Annotated in this window: 18 protein-coding genes; 6 read left to right on the top strand and 12 right to left on the bottom strand. The window is 63.4% G+C overall.

The genetic code is table 11. From position 1 onward, the window contains the following. The first annotated feature begins 279 nt into the window (after positions 1-279). Positions 280-2,631 carry a UvrD-helicase domain-containing protein gene (locus tag P3T25_RS42880; protein ID WP_429363338.1) on the top strand — a complete coding sequence of 784 codons (2,352 nt, stop codon included), beginning with the start codon at positions 280-282 and terminating at the stop codon, positions 2,629-2,631. Positions 2,632-2,642: 11 nt separating this feature from the next. After that, a complete protein-coding gene (locus P3T25_RS42875; RefSeq protein ID WP_233465434.1) occupies positions 2,643-3,434 on the top strand; it encodes a 5'-methylthioadenosine/adenosylhomocysteine nucleosidase in 792 nt (263 codons plus the stop codon). A gap of 3 nt (positions 3,435-3,437) precedes the next feature. Here the strand turns inward: P3T25_RS42875 and P3T25_RS42870 are convergent, their stop codons facing one another. Beyond that, a complete protein-coding gene (locus tag P3T25_RS42870; protein WP_266243500.1) occupies positions 3,438-5,327 on the bottom strand; it encodes a propionate--CoA ligase in 1,890 nt (629 codons plus the stop codon). A 200-nt stretch (positions 5,328-5,527) separates the two neighbouring features. After that, positions 5,528-6,793, bottom strand: a complete 1,266-nt coding sequence (locus P3T25_RS42865; protein WP_266243502.1) for an MFS transporter — start codon at positions 6,791-6,793, stop codon at positions 5,528-5,530. Positions 6,794-7,315: 522 nt separating this feature from the next. Between P3T25_RS42865 and P3T25_RS42860 the strand changes: the two genes are divergently transcribed. After that, positions 7,316-8,995: a methyl-accepting chemotaxis protein gene (locus tag P3T25_RS42860; protein WP_429363335.1), complete on the top strand. Its 1,680-nt coding sequence runs from the start codon at positions 7,316-7,318 to the stop codon at positions 8,993-8,995. 411 nt (positions 8,996-9,406) lie between these two features. Here the strand turns inward: P3T25_RS42860 and P3T25_RS42855 are convergent, their stop codons facing one another. The 4 genes from P3T25_RS42855 to P3T25_RS42840 are packed head-to-tail and all read right to left on the bottom strand — an operon-like array spanning position 9,407 to position 14,249. Next, positions 9,407-10,267 (bottom strand): efflux RND transporter periplasmic adaptor subunit, encoded by an 861-nt coding sequence (locus P3T25_RS42855; RefSeq protein WP_429363333.1) that lies wholly within the window; start codon positions 10,265-10,267, stop codon positions 9,407-9,409. Positions 10,268-10,280: 13 nt separating this feature from the next. Further along, positions 10,281-10,481, bottom strand: coding sequence for a DUF1656 domain-containing protein (locus P3T25_RS42850; protein WP_054042269.1), 201 nt, complete (start codon positions 10,479-10,481; stop codon positions 10,281-10,283). Continuing rightward, positions 10,471-12,681 (bottom strand): FUSC family protein, encoded by a 2,211-nt coding sequence (locus P3T25_RS42845; RefSeq protein ID WP_154559017.1) that lies wholly within the window; start codon positions 12,679-12,681, stop codon positions 10,471-10,473. The genes P3T25_RS42850 and P3T25_RS42845 overlap by 11 nt, the downstream gene beginning before the upstream one ends. A gap of 11 nt (positions 12,682-12,692) precedes the next feature. After that, entirely contained in the window at positions 12,693-14,249 is a 1,557-nt protein-coding gene (locus tag P3T25_RS42840; protein ID WP_168435594.1) for an efflux transporter outer membrane subunit, read from the bottom strand. Positions 14,250-14,472: 223 nt separating this feature from the next. Between P3T25_RS42840 and P3T25_RS42835 the strand changes: the two genes are divergently transcribed. Both P3T25_RS42835 and P3T25_RS42830 read left to right on the top strand, forming a co-directional pair. Then, entirely contained in the window at positions 14,473-15,411 is a 939-nt protein-coding gene (locus tag P3T25_RS42835; RefSeq protein ID WP_154559019.1) for a LysR family transcriptional regulator, read from the top strand. 132 nt (positions 15,412-15,543) lie between these two features. Continuing rightward, positions 15,544-15,798 (top strand): hypothetical protein, encoded by a 255-nt coding sequence (locus tag P3T25_RS42830; protein WP_154559020.1) that lies wholly within the window; start codon positions 15,544-15,546, stop codon positions 15,796-15,798. Between the two features lie 135 nt (positions 15,799-15,933). Here P3T25_RS42830 and P3T25_RS42825 read toward each other — a convergent pair whose 3' ends face one another. The 5 genes from P3T25_RS42825 to wrbA form a co-directional block, all read right to left on the bottom strand. Continuing rightward, complete coding sequence (locus tag P3T25_RS42825) at positions 15,934-16,653, bottom strand: SOS response-associated peptidase (RefSeq protein ID WP_171927663.1); 720 nt, start codon at positions 16,651-16,653, stop codon at positions 15,934-15,936. Positions 16,654-16,775: 122 nt separating this feature from the next. After that, entirely contained in the window at positions 16,776-17,582 is an 807-nt protein-coding gene (locus P3T25_RS42820; RefSeq protein ID WP_171927664.1) for a metallophosphoesterase, read from the bottom strand. A 51-nt stretch (positions 17,583-17,633) separates the two neighbouring features. Next, positions 17,634-19,052, bottom strand: coding sequence for an FAD-binding oxidoreductase (locus P3T25_RS42815; RefSeq protein ID WP_429363328.1), 1,419 nt, complete (start codon positions 19,050-19,052; stop codon positions 17,634-17,636). Positions 19,053-19,126: 74 nt separating this feature from the next. Further along, positions 19,127-19,579, bottom strand: coding sequence for a DUF2069 domain-containing protein (locus tag P3T25_RS42810; RefSeq protein ID WP_168435596.1), 453 nt, complete (start codon positions 19,577-19,579; stop codon positions 19,127-19,129). Then, positions 19,576-20,178, bottom strand: coding sequence for an NAD(P)H:quinone oxidoreductase (wrbA, locus tag P3T25_RS42805; RefSeq protein ID WP_115780521.1), 603 nt, complete (start codon positions 20,176-20,178; stop codon positions 19,576-19,578). The genes P3T25_RS42810 and wrbA overlap by 4 nt, the downstream gene beginning before the upstream one ends. A gap of 101 nt (positions 20,179-20,279) precedes the next feature. On the opposite strand from wrbA, the gene P3T25_RS42800 reads away from it, so the two are divergent. Then, the gene (locus tag P3T25_RS42800; protein WP_429363342.1) at positions 20,280-21,623 is read left to right on the top strand and encodes a YihY family inner membrane protein; all 1,344 of its coding nucleotides are present in this window, start codon (positions 20,280-20,282) and stop codon (positions 21,621-21,623) included. A 39-nt stretch (positions 21,624-21,662) separates the two neighbouring features. Here P3T25_RS42800 and P3T25_RS42795 read toward each other — a convergent pair whose 3' ends face one another. After that, positions 21,663-21,983 (bottom strand): Mpo1-like protein, encoded by a 321-nt coding sequence (locus P3T25_RS42795; RefSeq protein ID WP_012433756.1) that lies wholly within the window; start codon positions 21,981-21,983, stop codon positions 21,663-21,665. Positions 21,984-22,034 lie beyond the last annotated feature (51 nt).

Below are 22,034 nucleotides of genomic sequence, written 5' to 3'. Positions count from 1 at the left end.
CCCCGCACGTCTGTCAACCATGTCCCCGGTCTATACACAGCCGGCAAAGAGAAGTAGGTGCCGCCCCGCACAGGGGCAACGCTAATAGACCACTAGCAAATCAAGGAAAGGCCAAAGCCCCAGGCAAACAGGCAACAAGCGCCGCGCAGGCAATAGACGAAGGAAAGGCCAAAGCCCCAAGAACCCTGACAATGCCGCCGCAAAAGGCAAAAAACCCCAAAAAAACCTAACCCCCGGAGGGGCATATAATGTCGAACGCCCTCGCCGTCCTCCCAAAAAATGCCCGATCTGCTAGCCAATCTAAACCCCGAACAACACGCCGCCGTCACGCTCCCCAACGAGCCAGCGCTCATCCTTGCAGGCGCGGGCAGCGGCAAAACCCGCGTCCTCATCACGCGCATCGCGTGGCTCATCCAGCACGGTCTGGCGTCGCCCGCCACCATCCTGGCGGTGACCTTCACCAATAAGGCCGCCCGCGAAATGATGTCGCGTCTTTCGGCTCTCCTGCCGATCGACACCCGTGGCATGTGGATCGGTACCTTCCACGGCCTCTGTAACCGTATGCTCCGCGCGCACCATCGCGACGCCGGCCTGCCAGCCACCTTCCAGATCCTCGATACCGCGGACCAGCTCTCCGCGATCAAGCGTCTGATGAAGGGCCTCAACATCGACGATGAAAAGTACCCGGCGAAAAATCTCCAGTACTTCATCAACAATTCCAAAGAACAAGGCCTGCGCCCGAAAGACGTCGACGCCACCGACAACTTCAACCGCAAATTCGTCGAGCTCTACGAAGCCTACGACCAGCAGTGCCAGCGCGAAGGCGTCGTCGACTTTCCGGAGCTGCTGCTGCGCTGCTTCGAGCTGCTCGCGCACAATCCGCCGCTGCGCGCCCACTATCAGGCGCGCTTCAGGCACATCCTCGTCGACGAGTTCCAGGATACCAACAAGCTGCAATACGCGTGGCTGAAGTTGCTGGCCGGGCAGACCAACTCGATCTTCGCCGTCGGCGACGACGATCAGTCGATCTACGCGTTCCGCGGTGCGAACGTCGGCAACATGCGCGACTTCGAACACGAGTTCAACGTCCGGCACATGATCAAGCTGGAGCAGAACTACCGCTCGCACGGTCATATTCTCGACGCGGCCAATCAACTGATCGCCAATAACTCGCGGCGTCTGGGCAAGAATCTGCGTACCGACGCGGGTCACGGCGAACCGGTGCGCGTCTACGAGTCCGCCACCGATATGCAGGAAGCCGGCTGGATCGTCGAGGAAATCAAGGCGCTGATCAGCACCGGCACGTCGCGCAGCGAAGTCGCCATCCTGTATCGCAGCAACGCGCAGTCGCGCACGATCGAACACACGCTGGTCAATGCGGGCATCGCGTATCGCGTGTACGGCGGTCTGCGCTTTTTCGAACGCCAGGAAGTCAAACACGCGCTCGCCTATCTGCGCCTGATCGACAATCCGAACGACGACACCGCGTTCGCCCGCGTCGTCAATTTCCCCACGCGCGGCATCGGCGCGCGCTCGATCGAGCAACTTGCCGACGCGGCGCGTCTGTACAACTGCTCGATGGCCGCGGCGATTCCGTATGTCGCGGGTAAGGCGGGGTCGAGCCTCGCGAGTTTCGCGAACCTGATCGGCAAGATGCGCGCGGAAACGCAGCAGATGAGCCTGCCGGAAACGGTCGAATACGTGGTCCGCACGAGCGGTCTCACGGAGTTCTATCAGAACGAACGCGAAGGCCAGGACCGGCTGGAGAACTTGCAGGAACTGGTCAACGCGGCCGCTGCTTTTGTCAGCGAAGAAGGCTACGGCATGGATACGCCGGCGCGCTCGATTCCGCTGCGCCCGGGCGCGACCACGGCGCCTGAGTTGGCCGTCGCCACGGATGATCCGAATACCGTCGTGCTGGACGCGCCCGGCATCGCCGATCCGGCGCAAAACCCGGACACGATGACGCCGCTCGCCGGTTTCCTGTCGCACGCGTCGCTGGAAGCGGGCGACAACCAGGCGCAAGCCGGTCAGGAAGCCGTGCAGTTGATGACGGTGCACGCGGCCAAGGGTCTCGAGTTCACGGCGGTGTTTATCACCGGGCTCGAAGAAGGGCTGTTCCCGCATGAAAACAGCGCGATGGAATCGGATGGGCTGGAAGAAGAGCGTCGTCTGATGTATGTGGCGATCACGCGGGCGAAGGAGCGTTTGTATCTGTCGTTTGCGCAGAGCCGGATGCTGCACGGCCAGACGCGCTACAACATCCGCTCGCGCTTCTTCGACGAACTGCCGCAGGAAACGCTCAAGTGGCTCACGCCGAAGGTCGAGGCGGGCGCGCGTTGGGGCGGGCGTTCGGATAACGCCGGTTATGGTCGCGACTGGTTCGCGCGACCGGGTTACACGGGCGCCGTGTCGTCGACGCCGGCGCCGTTGCCGGCCTTTGCGAACGAACAACGCGCTGCTGAAACGGGTTTCCGCGTCGGCCAGCAAGTGTTCCATACCAAGTTCGGGGAAGGCACGATTACGGCGCTGGAAGGCGGTGGCACGGATGCCAAGGCCCAAGTCAAATTCAAGCGGCACGGCGAAAAGTGGCTGGCGCTTGCGGTCGCTAAATTGCAGGCGGTTGAATGAGCACGGGCGGCATGAATCCAAACCACAGCGGCGCAACGGTCTCGCATCGTCCGCTTGGCATTCTGGCGGCCTTGCCGCAGGAACTTGGCGATCTGATCGAAGCGATGCGCGCCGAATCCGGCGTGCGCATCATTACTCACGGTCAGCGTGACTATCACCTCGGCACCATGCACGGCGCGCCTTGCGTCGTGACACTGGCGCGCGTCGGCAAGGTCGCGGCGGCGGCTACGGTCAGCGCTTTGATCCATGCGTTCGATGTCGAAGCGGTTGTGTTCACCGGCGTTGCGGGTGGCGTGGGGACTGAGGTGCGGGTCGGTGATATCGTCGTCGCCAACGGGCTGATGCAGCACGATCTCGACGCGTCGCCGTTGTTTCCGCGCTTCGAGGTGCCGTTGCTCGGCGTGTCGCGCTTCGCAGCCGATGCGGCGCTTGCCGATCAACTGGCTGCGGCATGCGAGCGTTTTGTCGCGGAAGAGGGGGCTGCTGCGGCGGCGCGCTTCGGCACACGCGAGCCGCGCGTGCATCGTGGGTTGATCATCAGTGGCGATCAGTTCGTCGCGAGTGCGACGGGTGTCAAAGGCTTGCGCGATGCGCTGCCGGACGCGCTCGCGGTCGAGATGGAAGGCGCTGCGATCGCGCAGGTCTGTTATGAGTACGGCGTGCCGTGCGCGGTGGTGCGGACCATCTCCGACACCGCCGACGATCACGCGCCGCAATCGTTCGTGTCGTTTCTGACGGAGATCGCGGGGACGTATTCGAACGCGATCCTGACGCGGTTTTTAGCGGCACGTAGCGCGGCGTAATCCTTAACCCAGCGCCTCCCGCACCTGCTGCAGCGCCGCCGGATCCTCGATCGTCGGCAGATCGCCCGGTTCGCGTCCTTCGGCGAGCGCCGCAATCGCACGGCGCAGGAGCTTACCCGAGCGCGTCTTCGGCAGCATCGACACCACCACCACACGCGCCGGCCGCGCAATCGCGCCGAGCTGGCGGTCGACCGTCGCGGTGAGTTCGGCTTCCAGCTTCGCTCGTGCCTTCTCGCTCGCATAGGCTTGCGCGTCGCGCAGCACCACGAAGGCCATCGCCGTCTGACCCTTCAGCGCATCCGTCACGCCGACCACCGCGACTTCCGCGACCGCCGCGTGGCTCGACAACGCTTCCTCGATCTCGCGCGTGCCGAGCCGATGACCGGCCACATTGATCACGTCGTCGGTGCGGCCGAGGATCGTCACGTATCCGTCTTCATCCTGAATGCCCCAGTCGAAGGTCGAGTAGGCCTGCTGATTCGGAATACTCGACCAGTACGTGCTGACAAAGCGCTTGTCGTCGCCCCATACCGTCGACATGCAGCCCGGCGGCAGCGGATAGCCCAGCGTGAGCACGCCTTTTTCGCCGGGCGGGCAGGGCTCGCCTGTCAGTTCGTTACGCAAGGTCAGATTGAAGCCGGCCGACGGCACGCCCGGCGAGCCGAGCTTGGTGGGCAGCGCTTCGACGCCGCGCGGAATCGCCAGCATCGGCCAGCCGGTTTCGGTCTGCCAGTAGTTGTCGATCACGGGCTTGCCGAGCGCGTCGGCGATCCATGCGGCGGTCGGTTCGTCGAGCGGCTCGCCGGCGAGGAACAGCGCGCGCAGGCTCGATAGATCGGATTTTTTCAGCAGCGCCGGATCCTGCTTTTTCAGCACGCGCAACGCTGTCGGTGCGGTGAACATCAGATTGATCTTGTGCTGTTCGACGAGGCGCCACCAGATGCCGCCGTCCGGACGAATCGGCGTGCCTTCGTACATCACGGTAGTGAGGCCCGCGATCAGCGGTGCATAGACGATGTAGCTATGGCCGACTACCCAGCCCACGTCCGACGCGGTGAACATCGTATCGCCGGGCTTGCCCTGAAAGATGTGTTCCATCGATGCCGCCAGCGCCACCGCATAACCGCCGACATCGCGTTGCACGCCCTTCGGCTTGCCGGTGGTGCCCGAGGTGTACAGCACATACGAGGGTTCGTTCGATTCGAGCCATTCGCACGGCACGTGGGCGTCGAAAAATTTCTCGCGCAGCGGCTCGTAGGCGACGAGGTAGCTCGCGTTCAGGCGCTCGGGTGCGAGTTGCCGGTCGATCAACAGCACGTGCGGTGTCTTGTGGGCCGCACGCGCAAGGGCTTCGTCCATCAGCGGCGTGTAGTCGATCACTTTGCCGCCACGCGCGCCGGCGTCGGCGGTGACGATCAGCACAGGTTTCGCATCGTCGATGCGGGCCGCCAGATTGGGGGCCGCGAAGCCGCCGAACACCACCGAGTGAATCGCGCCGAGCCGCGCGCACGCGAGCATCGCGAACAGCGCTTCGGGGATCATCGGCAGATAGAGCAGCACGACGTCGCCGCGCTTCACGCCCAGCGAGCGCATCACCGCGGCCATCCGGTTGATTTCGGCGTACAGATCGGCGTAGGTGTAGCGTCTCTCGATACCGGTTTCCGTCGACACGTAGATCAGCGCGTTCTGCTGCGGACGCTCGGCCATATGCCGGTCCACTGCGTTATGGCACAGGTTCGTGCGCCCGCCGACGAACCAGCGCGCGAACGGCGGATTCGAGCGGTCGAGCACGGTATCGAACGGCGTTTGCCAATGAATCCGCTGCGCCTCATCACGCCAGAATTCCTCGGGCTGCTCGATCGAACGGCGGTGGAAGTCGCGGTAGGTGGTCATCGGCGGCGATCCTTCTGCTGCGTGAGTGAACGGATGTCGAGTCGTACGGCTGCGAGGCGCGGCGGGAGGGCAGGCCGTACATCCGCACAAGCATAGAGCAGGCGTCGCCTTGCGGACAACGCGGGTTCACCATGAGGGCGCGGCCCAACGGAAAAAGGCGCCGTAGCGCCTTTTTCTTCATGCAACCGCAAGCGGCTCCGTCACGCTTTCGCGCGTTTGCCTTCGACATCCGGCAGAAACACCGTCAACAGGCCGATCAGCGGCAGGAACGAGCAGACCTTATACACATAGGTAATGCTGGTGGCGTCGGCCAACTGTCCGAGCACGGCAGCGCCGATCCCGCCCATGCCGAACGCGAAACCGAAGAAGAGGCCCGCGATCATCCCCACCTTGCCGGGGATCAGTTCCTGCGCATAGACGAGGATCGCCGAGAACGCCGAAGCCAGCACGATACCGATGATCACCGTCAGCACGCCGGTCCAGAACAGGTTGGCATACGGCAGCAGCAGCGTGAACGGCGCGACGCCGAGGATCGACACCCAGATCACGTACTTGCGGCCGATCCGGTCGCCGATCGGACCACCGATCACCGTGCCTGCCGCAACCGCCGCGAGGAACACGAACAGGTGGACCTGGGCGGCCTGCACCGGCAGGTGGAACTTGTCGATCAGATAGAACGTGAAGTAGCTGTTGATGCTGGCGAGGTAGAAGTACTTCGAGAACACCAGCAGCATCAGCACGCCCATCGCGAACATGACCTGGTTGCGCGACAGGGTCGCGTGACCGGTCTGGCTGCGCGCCTTCTTCACGGCGGGATGCTGCTTGTACCAGCGGCCGATCTGCGTGAGCACGACGATCGCGACCAGCGCCGCCACCGAGAACCACGCGATGCTGCGCTGGCCATGCGGAATCACGATCAACGCGGCGAGCAAGGGCCCGAGCGACGAACCCGCATTGCCGCCCACCTGGAACAGCGACTGCGCCAGACCGTGGCGGCCGCCCGAGGCCATGCGCGCCACCCGCGACGATTCCGGATGGAACACCGACGAGCCGCAGCCGACCAGCGCCGCCGCGACCAGCAGCACGCCGAAACTCGGCGCGACCGACATCAGCAGCAGGCCGGCGAGCGTGAAGCCCATGCCGACCGGCAGCGAATACGGCTTCGGATGCTTGTCGGTATAGCTGCCGACCAGCGGTTGCAGCAGCGACGCGGTGATCTGGTAAGTCAGCGTAATCAGGCCGATCTGCCCGAACGACAGCGAAAAGTTGTCTTTCAGCATCGGGTAGATCGCCAGGATCAACGACTGGATCATGTCGTTGAGCAGGTGCGAAAAGCTGATCGCGCCCAGCACGGAGTAGACCGTGCGCTGGACCTTGGCGGCCGGCTGCGCGCCGGCGGGGTTGGCTGAACCCGCGGGGGAGGCTGAGGCGCCGGCGAGGGCGCTTTTTTCGAGGCTCGTTTCCATACGCTAGATGAGAGAGAAGAAAGGGTGTGCGGTCATGATTTCAGGCCGCCGGCGCGTCGCGATTTCCGGCGTTCGCATGCCTTTGCGCAACCTGCCGGGTTGCCGCGGCATTTCGACGCGGCGCCGGGCGTTGTCAGCTATTTGTCTAAGTTTAATGTGGCTCGCACGAATTGTAAGGACAAGTTTTGTCGAGAATCGGACGCGAATTGCGCATTCCATACGTCATGGATGTGCCGAAGCCCCAACCGCGATGCACCGCGGCGGTGCCTGTGTCAAGCGTGTTGCGCATGGTGACGTGTGGTTGGCACGTCGTCTGATAAATGCGATTCGGGGATTTTTGGCCATGTATAAAACGATCGCGGGCGCGGAGCTTACAAAGCGACGCGTCGAGGACCGGGCGCGGCAGTCGGCATCAGACAAGCGACGTTAAAGATCGCAGACGGTTATGCCGTAGACCCGGAGAGATAAGTATTAATGCCGGAACCGACCTTTCCGGCAGTTCGAAACGTGGGGACGAGAAATATGAAAGCAGTTTCGCTGGGCGGCCAGACGGGCGCGGGGTTCGTACCGGAAGGGGAAGCGGCGGGCAAACCGTCGCCATCGCGTGGCCAGGGCAACCACTCGCGGGCCGTGCGGCTCAAGGGCTTGTCGGTGAAGGCGACATTGCGGCTGGCGTTTGCCGTGCTGCTGATCGGCACACTCGCGATCGGCGTGTTTTCGCTGACCCAGATCAGCCGCCTGAATGCTTCCGCACAATCGATCTACGACCAGGGCCACGTCGCGAGCCGCGCTGCCGAAGAGGCGCGTGGCCACATGCTGCGCGCAAGCCGCGCGCAAAAGATGCTGCTGACCGCGACCACCGCCAAGGAGCGCGACGATCTCGGCGCCGACATCGACAAGGGATTGAGCGGCCTCGCGAGTGAACTCGGCACGCTGCAACAGTACGTCGACACATCTGACGCGAAGGCTGTCGACCAGCAAAAGAAATTCGCCGCTGCCGTCGCGGCGTGGAGCGGACACCTGCGTGATTTCGTGACGCTTGTAAAAGCGCAGCCGCTCGATCTTTCGCAGATGAACTGGCAGGTCGGCACCCAGGACGTCTCGTTGCTGGTCGAGACCGGCAAGCTCGAAAAACTCGTCGACGAACTCGTTGCCCAGCGCGGCACAGCCGCAAAGGCAACCATCGATGCATCGGGTTTCATCTTCCATTCGTCGTTCGTGATGCTCGCTGCGATGACGGTCGCGCTGATCGCACTGGCGTTCGGCATTAGCGAGTGGGTAGTCCGACGCCTCGCCGGCCAACTCGGCGGCGAGCCTGCGTACGCAAAGGAAATTGCCAGCCGGATTGCCGCGGGCGACCTGTCGAACCAGATCGCATTGGGCCGCAAGGACAAGTCGAGCATGCTGTACGCGCTGCACGACATGCAAAGCGGCCTCGCGACGACGGTCTCCGACATCGCGTCCAGCGCGGACGCAATCGCGACCGCATCGGGCGAAATCTCGATGGGCAACCTGGACTTGTCGCAACGCACCGAGCAACAGGCGATGGCGCTCGAGCGAACCGCGAGCAGCATGGAGCAGTTGACTTCGACGGTTCGTCAGAACGCCGACAACGCCAAGCAGGCGAGCACGCTGGCCAACAACGCCTCGGAAATTGCGGAGAAGGGCGGCGACGTAGTAAGTCGCGTGGTGGCGACGATGAACGAGATCAACGACAGCGCGCGGAGCATTGGCGACATCATTGGCGTGATTGAGGGGATTGCATTCCAGACCAACATTCTCGCGTTGAACGCGGCGGTGGAAGCAGCACGAGCCGGCGAAGAAGGCCGAGGATTTTCGGTAGTCGCTGCCGAAGTGCGAAACCTTGCTCAACGCAGCGCGGCTGCCGCCAAGGAGATCAAGGGCTTGATCAGCACGTCGGTGGAGCGAGTGAGCAACGGCTCGACGCTGGCGCAGGATGCCGGACAAACGATGGATGAAGTGGTGAAGGCGGTGAAGCGCGTAACCGACATCATGGGCGAGATTTCGGCGGCATCATCGGAACAGAGCGCGGGAATTGAAGAGATCAATCTCGCGGTAACGCAGATGGATTCAGGCACGCAGCAGAACGCCGCGCTAGTGGAACAGGCCACCGCAGCCGCCAGATCCCTGGACGATCAGGCTCGCGGCCTGAAGCAGATGGTCGGAAAGTTCAGGCTATAAAACGCTGAAGCACCGCGAATAAAGAAACGAGACTGAACGACCGCCTCGGCGGCGCGCACAGCGCCGCCGAGGCGAAGCCGATGGTTCCCCGGGGCGCAAAACCGAACCCCTGGTTTCCCAGGCAGACCCATCCGCGACGCACGCAGTGCGGAGTGGGAGCTGATGAGCTCTTTGTCACTAGCGCCGAATGTGCGAGGGCCCGGATTCCACGGAGCCACTGCCACTTGCAGGCCACGGTTCCCACTTAGCAGTAGCGGTTTGAGCCGCTTTCTCTTGCTTACTTCTCTTTGCGGCCGGCAAAGAGAAGTAAGTGCCGCCCCGCACAGGGGCAACGCTAATAGACCACTAACATATCAAGGAAAGGCCAAAGCCCTAAGAACGCTGACAAAAAGCGCCGCGAAGGCAACCCCCTCAGCTTGGCTTAACAACAACAGTACAAGTAATCCCAGCAGACAACACAACCCCATCAGGCACAGAATCAATCTTCACCCGCACGGGCACACGCTGTGCCAACCTCACCCAATTAAAAGTCGGATTCACATCAGCCAGCAGCTCACGGCTTTCGGGATTATCCCGATCATAGATCCCACGAGAGATGCTCTCGACATGCCCTTGAAGGGTGCCACCGCTCATCAACCGAACTTCGGCCTTATCCCCGATACGCACATGAGGCAACTTGGTCTCTTCGAAGTAGCCGTAAACCCAAAAAGAATGACTATCAACAATCGCCAGCTTAGCTGACCCAGCAGTAGCATAATCGCCACGAAACACATTCAAATTAGTGACATACCCATCAACCGGCGACACCACCCGAGTGCGCTCAAGATTCAACTTAGCAGCATCAAGCGAAGCCAAAGCCTGCTGATAAGAAGCCTCAGCAGCAGAAGCAGTATGAGTCGCATTCTCACGACTCTCTTTAGACACAACCAAAGCATCCATATCCGCCCGCCGCTGCGCATCATCCCGCTTCATCTGCAACTCCGCCTTCCGCGCAGCGACAGCAGCTTCCGCCTGCTCAACAGCAATCTGATAATGCGAAGGATCGATCTGCATCAACAGATCCCCCTTCTTGACCAGTTGATTATCCTTAACAGGCAAATCCACAACAGCGCCGGAAACATCAGGCGCCACATTCACAATCTCAGCGCGCACGCGCCCATCACGTGTCCACGGCTCATCCATGTAATGAACCCACAACACACGCCCAATCAAAATCGCGACAATAAAAATAACGGTTGTCGCGACGAAGCCCACAACATTTCGGATGGTCATGTTTCGACTCTGATCAACGATAAACGGCGAGACCCAGCACGCCGCACACACACACGAGCAAGCTGGCCCGGAACAAGGACGGATGCCACACCACGCGATACAGGCCCGTATAGGCGATCACGCGGTCCAGCACCCAGGTAAGCGCGGCGCCCGCGACAAACAGCAGCACGATGGCCGGCACGTAGGCGTCGAAAACGGCGATATCACGTGGCATGACGAACTCCTTCTGACGCGTCGGCACGTCCGCTCATCAGCGGTTCAAGCGGCGATTGCGGATCGAGCAGCGCGGTACGAATGAAATGCAGTTGACTCAGAATGCGTTGCAGCCGATGCCGATCCTCACGCGGTGGCGTGAAGGTGGCGAGCATCAGTTGGACTGCGGCAATCGCATCGGTGGTGGCGGCGAGCGCGCGGTCGAAGCGGTCCGCACGCGGCCGTTCGAACAGCGCGGTCACCGCATCGCGCATCGCACGCAATGTGACGCGCCACGGCATTGACTTCGCGTAGCGCGCGTCGCGGGGCAACGCCGCCACTTCGCCGCGCAAGTCGATCATCGCGTTGCCCACTTCGAGCACCGAGAAGAGCCAGCGCAAGGTGTCGCGTTTGACCTCGGGTTCGTTCTGCGCGAGCGCGTTGATCTGGGACATCAGATCGCGTGCACCGCTCTCGAAGCGTGAACGCACCCGGCGCATGCCCGCGCGGCTCGCCAGCGTCACCTGGCGGCGCAAGTCCATCAGCAGACGGTTGCGCAGCCAGGGCGTCGACGGCGGTAGCAGCACGGCAAAGGCAATCGCGCACACCAGCATCGACAGCACCAGCGCAATCGCATCGTTGATGGTGCCGCTCGGGTCGTAGTGAATCAGGTTGTCCGGGCCGGCGAGGAAACAAAAGAAGATGCAGTAGCCGACGCCGTAGCCGGCCAGCGCGGGCCGCGTCGTCATGAATACGCCGAGCAGCAGGAACGGCGTGAGCGCAGCGCACAGCAGCGGAAAACCGTCGATGTGCGGATACACGCCGTACACCGCGATCATCCCCATCACCGAGGCGACCAGCGTGCCGGCGGCCATCTGGAACGCCGTGCGCTTCGGATTCGGCGATGCTGACGCCAGCGCGCAGACCGCCGCGGCATCCAGTGTCAAGGTCGAGCCGCTCGGCCAGGCAGTCGCGATCCAGAACGCGCCGAGCACGATCATGACGATGGCCGCGCGTAAGCCGGCGACGCCCGCTGCAATTCCATTCGTCTTCGGTTCGTAACGCTCGATCCAGCGCTCCCGCTCGTGCGTGTCGACGGCAAGCGATGCATAGGTGGCCGCGTACGCGTGCAGGTCGTCGATGAAGCGATACAGCAGTTCGGCGCCGGTGTCGAAGTCGAGCAGCGGTGCGTCCGGCTGCGTTTCCAGTGCGGCGCGTGTTTCGCGCACGCGCTTGGGCAGCTCCGCTTTGTAGGCGTCGAGTTGCGCGGCGGCGTGGGCGGCATCCGTGGCGCTCAACACCGGTTCGCCGGATTTCGCGAGCAACGGGGCGATTTCCTTGAAGTACGGTTCGAGCGCTTCGACCGCGACCATCGCGCCGCTCGTGTGCGTATCGCGCAGCCGGTTCATCAACTGATGCAGCGCGTGAAAGCGCGTCGACGCGGTCATGAACTCGCTGTTCAGACGCGCCAGACGGCCGCCGCGCATCCGCGAATCGGGACCTTCGAACACGGCGACACTGCGCGCGGCTTCGAAACCCACGATGTCGGCGACAAAGCCTGCATTGGTTGCTTCGATCTGCGCACGGTCGTTGCGGCCGGCCAACGAGGCCGAAACATACTCGACGAACGCCGAGAAACGCGCCCGCACGGTGCCGCGCATCTGCAAGCCGGCGAACTGCGGAAACACGAGACCACTGACGGCGCCCGCGCAGACGATGCCGACCACCACTTCAGCCACCCGCGTGAGCGCGCTGAGAAACGCGCCATCCGGATGCTGCGAGGCGGGGATGCCGATCAGCGCGGCGGTATAGCCGGCCAGTACGAACCCATACGATTTGAAGTTGCGATTACGCGCGGCGCCAGCGGTGCAGATGCCGACCCAGATCGCGGTCGTGACGATGAACAGTTCCGGCTGCTGCGCAAACAGGCCGATCAACGCGAGCATCACGACGAGGCCGACCAGCGTGCCGCAGATCCGGTAGAAGCTCTTGGCGAACACCATCCCGCTTTGCGGCTGCATCACGATGAACACGGTGGTCATCGCGGTGCGCGGCTGCGGCAGGTCGAGTTTCATCGCGATGCCGAGCGCGAGGAAGCAGGCGGCGAGCGCCTTGAACAGATAGACCCACGTGAGGCCGTCGGTGCGCGCCCAGTCGGCGGCGGCCGAGTAGAGCGCGGCGAACGATGACGCGCGCGAGGCGGGAGAAGGGGAGGCTGACATGGTCGGCTCCCTTACTCAGCCGCGCTGGCGTTGACGTTGGCGGAAGGGTGGCTCGTGCTTGCCGCGGCGTTGCCCTTACCCTTCCCATGCGCCGGCAGCGTCTCGTTCGCCTGTGGGCCGTTGGCTGGTTCGTCGAGTCCACCACCCAAAGCCGTGACCAGCGACGCATGCGCGCCCAGCCGCTCCGCCTGAATCTTCGCGACGCCTTCCTGCGCGTGCAGCAACTGGCTTTGCGCGATCAGCACGTTCAGATAGTCGGTCAAACCGCGCCGATAGCCTTCGCGCGCGAGGTCGTAGTTCTTGCGCGCCGCTGCGACCGAGCGGTCTGCGTCTTGCGCCTGGGTTGCGAGCGAACGGATCCGGATCACCTGGTCGGAGATGTCCTTCAGCGCGCCGACGATCGACTGGTTATAGCTGTCCACCGCCTCGTCGTACCCTGCCGACGCCGCGCCGAGCTGCGAGCGCAGACGCCCGCCGTCGAAGATCGGCAGCGACAGCGCCGGCCCCGCGCTCCAGCTATGCGACGGGTCCTTCAGGAACTGGAACAGCGGGCCCATTGCGGCATAGCCGCCGATCGACGCCAGCAGGTTGATGTCCGGATAGAAGTTGGCCTTGGCGACGTCGATGCCGCGCGCTTGCGCCGCAACCGTCCAGCGCGCCGCGACCACGTCCGGCCGATGGCCGATCAGATCCGCGGGCAGCGCGCTTGGCAGACTGGCGGGTGCGTTGTCGAGCGAGAGCGTCGGACGCTGGATCGCATCGCCCGCGCCCGGACCCTTGCCGGCCAGTGCCGCTAACTGGTTGCGGCCGAGCGCGATCTTTTCCTCGAGCGCATCGATCTGGCGTTCGTATTCCGGCATCGGCGTTTCGGCCTGGCTCACTTCGAGCTGGGTGCCGATGCCGCCTTTCAGACGCCGGTTCGCCAGGTCGACGATCTGCTGCTGTTGCTGCAGCGTGGACTTGGCGATATCGAGCAGCGCGTAGTTCATCGACAGCTCGATGTACGTACGCACCACGTTGCCTTCCAGTTCGAGCTGGGCGGCGCGGAAGTCCGCCGCGCTTGCATGAGCGGCGTCGAGTGCACGTTCCGCGGCGTTCTTGTCCTTGCCCCAGAGATCGAGGTTGTACGACAGACCCAGCGTGCCGGTGTTGTTCCACGACTGCTGGCCTGCGAGCGGGCCGGGGCCGTAATAGAGGTTGTCGGCCCATTTCTGACGCTGGATCGACAGGCTGCCGTTCACCTGCGGCGACAGCGCCGAACGGGCGACACCCGCCATCGACATGGCCTCGCGCACGCGCGCCTGGGCGACGGCGAGACTCGGGTTGCTCGTCTGCGCGGCTTCGATCCACTCATTGAGCTGCGGGTCGTTATAGGCGCGCCACCAGTCGGTGGCAGGCCATTGGGCGTCCGCGTTGGCGGCCCGGATGGCGTTGCCCACGTCGAGCGAAGAGGGCTCCACTCCGCGGTCCTGCGGCGCGATGCCTCCGGTACTGGCACAGCCGGCGATTGTTAATAAGATCGTAAGAACCGCGGCTGCGGCGACCCCTTTCTGTACCGGAGACTGCACGATTTCCTCCAAAATTGGCTATAGAAGCATGTGCGTCATTATATTTTTTGATTGATTGGGGAATAACCGGTAAAGATGCAAGGGATTTTTACGCAATATGAGACAATCGCCTTTGCGAATCGTGTAACAATCGCTGCGGATCACTGGCAACTATGTTGCAACTTATGTTGCATGGGACCGGAGTAAGGGCTGAAGCACTAACTCCGGATCGACAGGAAAAAGTATGGATACGCTTCAAAACATGCGCGTATTTGTCCGCGTCGTCGAAGCGGGCAGCTTCACGGGTGCCGCGCAGCACCTGAACACGACCACGGCGTACGCATCGCGCGCGGTTTCCGATCTGGAAGCGCATCTGCGCACGCGTCTGTTGAACCGCACCACGCGCCGTATCGCGCTGACCGAGGCGGGTGAGCGCTATCTGCAGCGCTGCGAACAGATCCTCGCGTACGTGGATCAGGCGGAAGCGGAGGCCGGCGATGCCCACGCGCGTCCGTCCGGCAAGCTCAAGGTCCACGCGATGACGAGCTTCGGCCAGCACTACGTGGTGCCGGCGGTGGGCCGCTATCAGCAGCGCTATCCGGACGTGCACATCGAGCTGACGCTCGCGCAGCGCATGCCCGATCTGCTCGACGAGGGTTTTGATGTTTCGCTGACGCTGGCAACCGGCCTGCCGGATTCGGGGCTGGTGTCGCAGCGGCTGGGCAGCGCGTTCAGCATCGCGTGCGCGTCGCCGGCTTATCTGGAGCGGCACGGCGTGCCCCAAACGCCCTCCGACCTCGCGCGCCACACTTGTCTGCAAATGGTGACGCCGATATTCCCGACCGACAAATGGATCTTCGACGGCCCGAATGGCGAAGAAACCATCGCCCTCGGCCCGGCCACCTTTCAGGTGAATGTCGCCGAAGCGATGGCGGTTGCGGTGAGTAGCGGCATGGGGGTCGGATTGATTCCGATCTACTCGGCGATTAGCGGTCTGCGCAGCGGTGACCTCGTCTGGCTGTTGCCGGAATACACGTCGCAGGAAATGAATCTGTATGCGCTGTATCCGTCCCGGCAGTATCTGGACGCAAAAATTCGTACCTGGGTCGAATTTCTGCGCGAAGAACTGCCCGTCACGCTGGCCGTCGATCAGGAAGAGTTGCGCCAGTTCGCGCGCAGTTGAATCGGCGGTACGCCGGCGGTTGACCATTGTTGACGGTTCCAGCGAGCAGTGGCGTGACAGTCTGTTACATAAGTGCCGCGCCGCAACATTTCCTTACTTCTGCGCCGGGGTCGATTTGCTAACGTGTGGTTCATGCGCTGCCGCATTCAGCCGGACGCGTTCAATTGGCCGCTGTTCGGCAAATCGCAAGATCCGCAACAATCGCAACAATCGAAGGACGAGGAATTCATGGATACGCATCTGATGATCGGCGTGGCCGTCATGCTGGGACTGATCGGAATCGCCGCATCGCGCGATCTGCTGCGCCGCCTGCGCGACCAGCAGCCGCAACTGGTGCCGATCAAGGTCGAGCGCTCTGATCTGCAGGGGCAACGGCGCGATCGTTGAGGCTGGCCGGCGCGCCGGGGTACTGGGCGCGCAGCAATTGAGCTTGCTGTTGCATTTTTTCGGCGTGCCCTGCGCGTGCGTTGCCGCGCGGTTGCGGTCCGGCTGCCGATTAGTTTCGATCCGCGCTCCGCACGTTCAGTGCAGCGCTTCAATCAGACCCGGCTCGTCATTGAGCGTGCGGTCTACCTCCGGGCTCACCCGGTGCCAGCGGAACCGCGCGGCGGGCAGGCAGGCGCTGCGAGCGAGCTGCTCGAGTTCGTCGAACTGCAGGGCCGGATCCAGCCATCTGCGCGCCGCCTCCGGCGCGAATACCAGCGGGCGGCGGCCGTGTACGTCGATCAGGCCCGCGTCGGCGGTGGCCGTTACGATCACCAGTCCCATGCCTTCCGTTTGCGGTTCCGTGCCGCGTACGCTCGATAGCGCCGCGAGGTACATCGGCGCGTCGCTTTTCAGGTGCACGAAGTAGGGCTGGCGGACCGTTGCCTCGGCTTCCGCCGGGTTATCCCCGTGCGATGTTCCGGGCGCCGCTTCCATGCGCCATTCGAACCAGCCGTCTGCCGGCACCAATACCCGCCCGGTTTTCCACAGATCTTTGAAGTAGCGCGTATGCGGCGCGGTTTCGGCGCGCGCGTTGATTGTCTGCGGCAGATGCTGCTCGCGTGCCCAATCCGGGCAATAACCCCAGTGGATTGCGTGCAGCGTCTGGTCCGGGTAAATCGCGAGTGGATGCGTGCCCGGCGCGAGGTTGTAGCCGGGGCGGCGGTCGGCGTCGTCGAATAGCATGAGCGGATCGGCGAGGCCGAGCTGCCGTGCGTACAGATGCGGATCGCGGTACTGGCTGATTCGACCACACATGAGCGACCTCCGGAGATGACCGGGCTGGCGGGGTTGGCCGAGTCGAAGACCCGAATCCAACGACAACAACAGCGTAGTGCGTGGCGCCTGGCCGCGCTACCCAGATCGGCCCCAAGCCGACGCTATATCTCGACGACCTTATCCCACGCGAACTGCGGATTCTCCGGTTGACGGGTGCGCCGGTCGAGATAGCCGCGTGGATTGCAGACCACGCGCGTGCCGTTCACGGTGTAATCGAACGGCGTATGCGTATGTCCGTGAATCCACAGTGCAACGGGCGAGCGCACCAGTTCCGGCAAATGATTGACGAAACCGGCCGACACGCGGTCCTCGGCATAGCGCGCGGCCAGGCTCAGCCGATGCGGCGCGTGATGGGTGACGACGATCGTCTTGCCGTCGAACGGCTTCGCCAGCTCGCTTTCGAGCCACGCGCGCGCCCGCCGGTGCAGCGCGAGGGAATCGTCAGGGGTGAAGTCGCGCGGCGAGTCCTGAGTGTCGTGCGGCCAGTTCATCTGGATCAGGCCGCGGAAGTCGAGCATCGCGCGGCGCGATGCGTCGATGGACTCGGCGAGCGTGTCTGGATCCGCGCCGTATAACGCGAAGTCGGTCCATAAGGTGGTGCCGAGCACGCGCCAGCGGCCTTGCGGGTCGATCAGCGCGGCATTGTTCAGCACGTGCACGTTGTCGACTTGTGCCGCTGCGTCGTACAGCGCCGTGTCGAGCGCGCCGAATTCGCCGTCGTAGTACTCGTGATTGCCGGGCACGTAGACCACCGGCACGGCGCCGTCGAAAGTCTGCGCCGCCCAGCGCGGACCGGCCGCGTGATTGTGGATGTCGCCGGCCAGCACGATCAGGTCCGCTTCTGCATGCGGGACCAGTTCGGGCTCGTCGTTCTCCAGATGCAGATCGGACAGCACTCGAATCTTCACGACGACAACTCCTGCAATGGGCCTCGCACCAAACGGCGAAGGCTTCAAACCCTAGCGTAGCACCTTGCCCGGATTCATCAGGTTCAGCGGGTCCAGCGCGCGTTTGACGGCGCGCATCAATTGCACCTCGACGTCCTGCTTGTAATGCATCGCCTCGTCGATCTTCAACTGGCCGAGACCGTGTTCCGCGCTGATGCTGCCGCGATGCCGGTGCACGCTGTCGTAGACGAGCTGGTTGATCGGGTTTTGCCAGGTCTTGAGAAACGCCTTTGCGTCGACGCCCTCGGGCGCCTGCACGTTGTAATGCAGATTGCCGTCGCCGAGATGCCCGAACGTGACCATGCGCACGCCCGGCACGGCTTGCGCGATTGCCGCGTCGGTTTCCTCGATGAAGTGGCCGATGCGCGAAATCGGCACCGCGATATCGTGCTTGATGTTCAGCCCTTCCTCAGCCTGCGCGAGCGGGATATGTTCGCGCAGATTCCAGAATGCCCGCGACTGCGCGAGGTTTTCCGCGACTACCGCGTCTTCGACCAGGCCGTCTTCGAGCGCGGTTTCCATCAGGCGCTCGAATAGCCCACGCGCGTGTTCCTCGCTCTCGCTGTCCGACAGTTCCAGTAGCACGACTTGCGCATGCAGCTCGGCGAACGGATAGCGCATCTGTTCGAAATGCCGGCCCACCAGCCGCAGACAGAAATCCGACATCAGTTCGAAGCCGGTCAGCAGTGGTCCGGCGACGCGTTGCGTGAGCGAGAGGAAATCGAGCGCCGCATGCGGCGACGCGAGCGCGGCGAGCGCCGTGACGCGAGCGGCCGGCTGCGGATGCAGCTTGAGCACGGCGGCGGTGATGATGCCGAGCGTGCCTTCCGCGCCGATGAACAGATCGCGCAGGTCGTAACCGGTGTTGTCCTTGCGCAGGCCTCGCAGGCCGTCCCACAGTTCTCCTTGCGCGGTGACCACTTCGAGGCCCAGGCACAGCTCGCGCGTGTTGCCGTAGCGCAGCACGCCGGTGCCACCCGCGTTGGTGGCGAGATTGCCGCCGATCGTGCAGCTGCCTTCCGCGGCGAGGCTGAGGGGAAACAGGCGGCCGGCTTCTTCGGCATGCTTCTGTACTTCGGCGAGGATGACACCGGCTTCGACGGTGATCGTATTGTTGTGCGGATCGATGTCGCGCACGCGATTCAGACGCCGCAGACTGATCACCGCCTGCGCACCGCTTGCATCCGGCGTGGCGCCGCCGGCCAGGCCGGTGTTGCCGCCTTGCGGCACCAGCGCGATGCGATGTTCGACGGCAAGTTTGACGAGCGCCGCGACTTCGTCAGGCGTGGCCGGGCAGAGCACCGCGCAGGCCGCGCCGGTGTAGCGGCGGCGCCAGTCGGTGAGGTAGGGGGCGGTGTCGTGCGGGTCGGTCAGCACCTGGGCGGCGCCGATGGCATCGCGGCAAGCGGTGAGGAAAGCGGCTTGAGTCATGTTGGTCGGTCAGGGTGTTCGGCGGATAGATTACGCGGGAGGTGACGTGAAAAGCGACGCGAAAGGCGCTGTTCTCATCGTGTGCCTCCCTCGGCCTGCCCGGTGTTTTGCTGTGCGTTCTCTTGTGCCGCCTGCTTTGCGGCCCGTTTCGCTGCCCGTTTTGCCGCGCGCTTGAACGGTGCGACATACGCGAGCGTGCAGACGAAGAAAACTACGGCGAGAGCGGCTTCGAACCAGCCGAGGCGGGCGCTCAGGCCACGGTCGCTCCAGCCGCGCACGACGCCCTCGGCAAAATACAGCAGGATCAGCATCGACGCCCATTGCAGCGTGTAAAGCCGGTGCCGCCACACGCCGGGCAGGGCGAGCAGCAGCGGCACGGCTTTGAGCACCAGCGCCGAGCCGCCCGGACGCAGCGGCGCGAGCCACCATTCCCATGCGACGGACAAGGCGATCAGCGCGAGCAAGGCGGCAGTGGCGCCGAAAGCGGCGGCGCGTTTTTGCTGCACAGGCAGGGCGGCTGCGTTCACGGCCGCTCGCTCATGGATGCCGCCGTGCGGGCAACGCGGGCGCCGAGGGCAATCGCGAGCGTTTTTTCGTCGGCGGAGATGCCCTGTTCGGCCGTGCCCGCGCGCGCGAAGTGTGACGCGCCGTAGGGCGTGCCGCCGGTTTGCGTAGTGGACAGCGCGCTCTCGGTGTACGGGATGCCGACGATCAGCATGCCGTGATGCAGAAGCGGCAGCATCATGGACAGCAGCGTCGACTCCTGGCCGCCGTGCAAGCTGCCGGTGGACGTAAATACGCAGGCCGGTTTGCCGGACAGCGCGCCCGAAAGCCACTGCGGCGTGGTGCCGTCGAGAAAATATTTCAGCGACGCCGCCATGTTGCCGAAGCGGGTGGGCGAACCGAGCGCGAGACCGGCGCATTCTTCGAGGTCGCGCAGTTCGACGTAGGGCGGTCCTTCAGCGGGAATGTCCGGCTGGGTCGCTTCGCAGACGGTGGAAACCGCCGGCACGGTTCGCACGCGCGCCTGCATGCCGGGGACGCTGTCGACGCCGTGCGCGATCGCCAGCGCAAGCTCGCGCGTGGCGCCGTGACGGCTGTAATAGAGCACGAGAATGTCTTTCATAGGCCTCATCGGTGAGCGGGTATTATAGGGGCTGGGTCCGCCAGACAGGCCATCCATAGCCATTCGGCCAGGCCTCGCGCACGGTCGTGAAACACCGTTTTATGAAGCAGGGAGGTAGCGAGGTGGGTTTGTTGTCCAGGGTGCGTTTCGATCTCGACACGCTCAAACGGCTCGCGCAGTTTGCGGCGAAGCGCAGTAGCGAAGACCGCATTCCGCAGGTGGCCGGCAGCCTCACGTTCACCACCATGCTCGCGCTCGTGCCGCTCGCCACGGTCGCGTTCGCACTGTTCACCGCGTTTCCAATTTTCAGCTCGTTTCAGATGTCGCTGCAGATTTTCCTCGCCGACCATCTGATGCCCGCGCAGCTCAACAGTCAGATTTTCGATTATCTGAATCAGTTCGCGTCCAAGGCCAAAGGCCTCACGACCATCGGCATGATTTTTCTGTTCGTCACCGCCGTCATGACGATGATGACCGTGGAATCTGCTTTCAACGTGATCTGGCGGGTGCGCAAGGCGCGGCCGATCGCGCAGCGCATCCTGGTCTACTGGGCCATCATCACGCTCGGTCCGATTCTGATCGGCGTGAGCCTGTCGATTTCTTCTTATCTGTTCACGCGGTCCATGGCGTTCACCACGGCCGTCCAGCATATTCCGCCGGTGATCGACTGGGCGTTGACCAGTGCCGCGCTGCCGTTGACGGCGCTCGCCTTCACGATGCTTTACGTGTTTCTGCCGAACTGCCGTGTGGAGTGGCGCGACGCGGTGATCGGCGGGGTTGCTGCCGCAATCGCCTTCGAACTCGCCAAGCGCGGCTTTGGCTACTACGTGCGCCGCATTCCGACCTATACCACGGTCTACGGTGCGTTTGCCGCTGTGCCGCTATTCCTGCTGTGGATGTACCTATGCTGGTTCATTGCGCTGGCCGGCGCGATGATCGCGTCGGCGTTGCCGGCGATCCGCATTGGCCAGTTTCACCGGCCGACTTTCGAGGGCAGCGATCTGTTCGATTCGCTTGAACTCCTCGCGCGGCTTTCGGAAGCGCGCGATGCGGGTAAGCGCGGCTACACAGTGCCAGAGCTCTCGCGAATGCTTCGCCGGGAAATGGATACCACGATCAGGCTGCTGCAAAAACTCGAGGAGATCGAGTGGATCGCGCGCTTGCAGGACGACGACACGCGTGCGCACTTCTTGCTGCTGGCAAATCCGGCGCAGATCACGGTCGAGCGTCTGTTCGACCTGTTCGTGATCGACCGCGCGGAACTCGAATATCAGCTTGAGCTGAACTCTACGCGCGTGGATGGCCAGACGCTTCTGGCTGCGCTGGAAAACGACAAGCTGAAAGTGACGCTTGCTACGCTGTTGGCGGCGCGTGCCGCCGCACGGGCAACGCGCGCGCAGGAAAGTGAGCAGGGTACTTCTTCAATGCCGCATCAGGCTGCGTGAGCAGGCTGCACGAACAGGCCGCCTGAAGCTGCGGCAAACCTACAGCGAAATTTTCCCCACGCAGATGTCCTTGAACATCACCCAATCGCCCATCAGGCTATAAAGCGGATGCCGGAAGGTAGCCGGCCGGTTCTTCTCGAAGAAGAAATGCCCGACCCAGGCAAAGCCATATCCGCAGATCACGGCAGCCGGCAGCCATAGCCAGTCACCGGTGGCGAGCGCCATGGCGAGGCAGCCGATCACGCCGAGCGAACCCACGAAATGCAGCCGCCGCGATACCGTGTTGCGATGCTCGCTCAGGTAGTACGGGTAGAACTCCGCGAAACTCGCGAAGTGATCGGTGTGCGCGGTTTGAGCCATCACGGCCTCCGAATGTCGACGCTACTCGATTCCGTGCCCGTCGCTCCCAAG

Source organism: Paraburkholderia sp. GAS32 (genome assembly GCF_050434225.1).
GTDB lineage: Bacteria > Pseudomonadota > Gammaproteobacteria > Burkholderiales > Burkholderiaceae > Paraburkholderia > Paraburkholderia madseniana.
The sequence above is the reverse complement of the archived record's forward strand: the minus strand, read 5'-3'. Positions and strand labels throughout refer to the sequence as shown.

What these genes read in the sequence shown, in the direction of transcription:
- P3T25_RS42880 (WP_429363338.1), top strand. Translation starts at nt 280, where the DNA reads ATGCCCGATCTGCTAGCCAATCTAAACCCCGAACAACACGCCGCCGTC.
- P3T25_RS42875 (WP_233465434.1), top strand. Translation starts at nt 2,643, where the DNA reads ATGAATCCAAACCACAGCGGCGCAACGGTCTCGCATCGTCCGCTTGGC.
- P3T25_RS42870 (WP_266243500.1), bottom strand. Translation starts at nt 5,327, where the DNA reads ATGACCACCTACCGCGACTTCCACCGCCGTTCGATCGAGCAGCCCGAG.
- P3T25_RS42865 (WP_266243502.1), bottom strand. Translation starts at nt 6,793, where the DNA reads ATGGAAACGAGCCTCGAAAAAAGCGCCCTCGCCGGCGCCTCAGCCTCC.
- P3T25_RS42860 (WP_429363335.1), top strand. Translation starts at nt 7,316, where the DNA reads ATGAAAGCAGTTTCGCTGGGCGGCCAGACGGGCGCGGGGTTCGTACCG.
- P3T25_RS42855 (WP_429363333.1), bottom strand. Translation starts at nt 10,267, where the DNA reads ATGACCATCCGAAATGTTGTGGGCTTCGTCGCGACAACCGTTATTTTT.
- P3T25_RS42850 (WP_054042269.1), bottom strand. Translation starts at nt 10,481, where the DNA reads ATGCCACGTGATATCGCCGTTTTCGACGCCTACGTGCCGGCCATCGTG.
- P3T25_RS42845 (WP_154559017.1), bottom strand. Translation starts at nt 12,681, where the DNA reads ATGTCAGCCTCCCCTTCTCCCGCCTCGCGCGCGTCATCGTTCGCCGCG.
- P3T25_RS42835 (WP_154559019.1), top strand. Translation starts at nt 14,473, where the DNA reads ATGGATACGCTTCAAAACATGCGCGTATTTGTCCGCGTCGTCGAAGCG.
- P3T25_RS42830 (WP_154559020.1), top strand. Translation starts at nt 15,544, where the DNA reads ATGCGCTGCCGCATTCAGCCGGACGCGTTCAATTGGCCGCTGTTCGGC.
- P3T25_RS42825 (WP_171927663.1), bottom strand. Translation starts at nt 16,653, where the DNA reads ATGTGTGGTCGAATCAGCCAGTACCGCGATCCGCATCTGTACGCACGG.
- P3T25_RS42815 (WP_429363328.1), bottom strand. Translation starts at nt 19,052, where the DNA reads ATGACTCAAGCCGCTTTCCTCACCGCTTGCCGCGATGCCATCGGCGCC.
- wrbA (WP_115780521.1), bottom strand. Translation starts at nt 20,178, where the DNA reads ATGAAAGACATTCTCGTGCTCTATTACAGCCGTCACGGCGCCACGCGC.
- P3T25_RS42800 (WP_429363342.1), top strand. Translation starts at nt 20,280, where the DNA reads ATGAAGCAGGGAGGTAGCGAGGTGGGTTTGTTGTCCAGGGTGCGTTTC.
- P3T25_RS42795 (WP_012433756.1), bottom strand. Translation starts at nt 21,983, where the DNA reads ATGGCTCAAACCGCGCACACCGATCACTTCGCGAGTTTCGCGGAGTTC.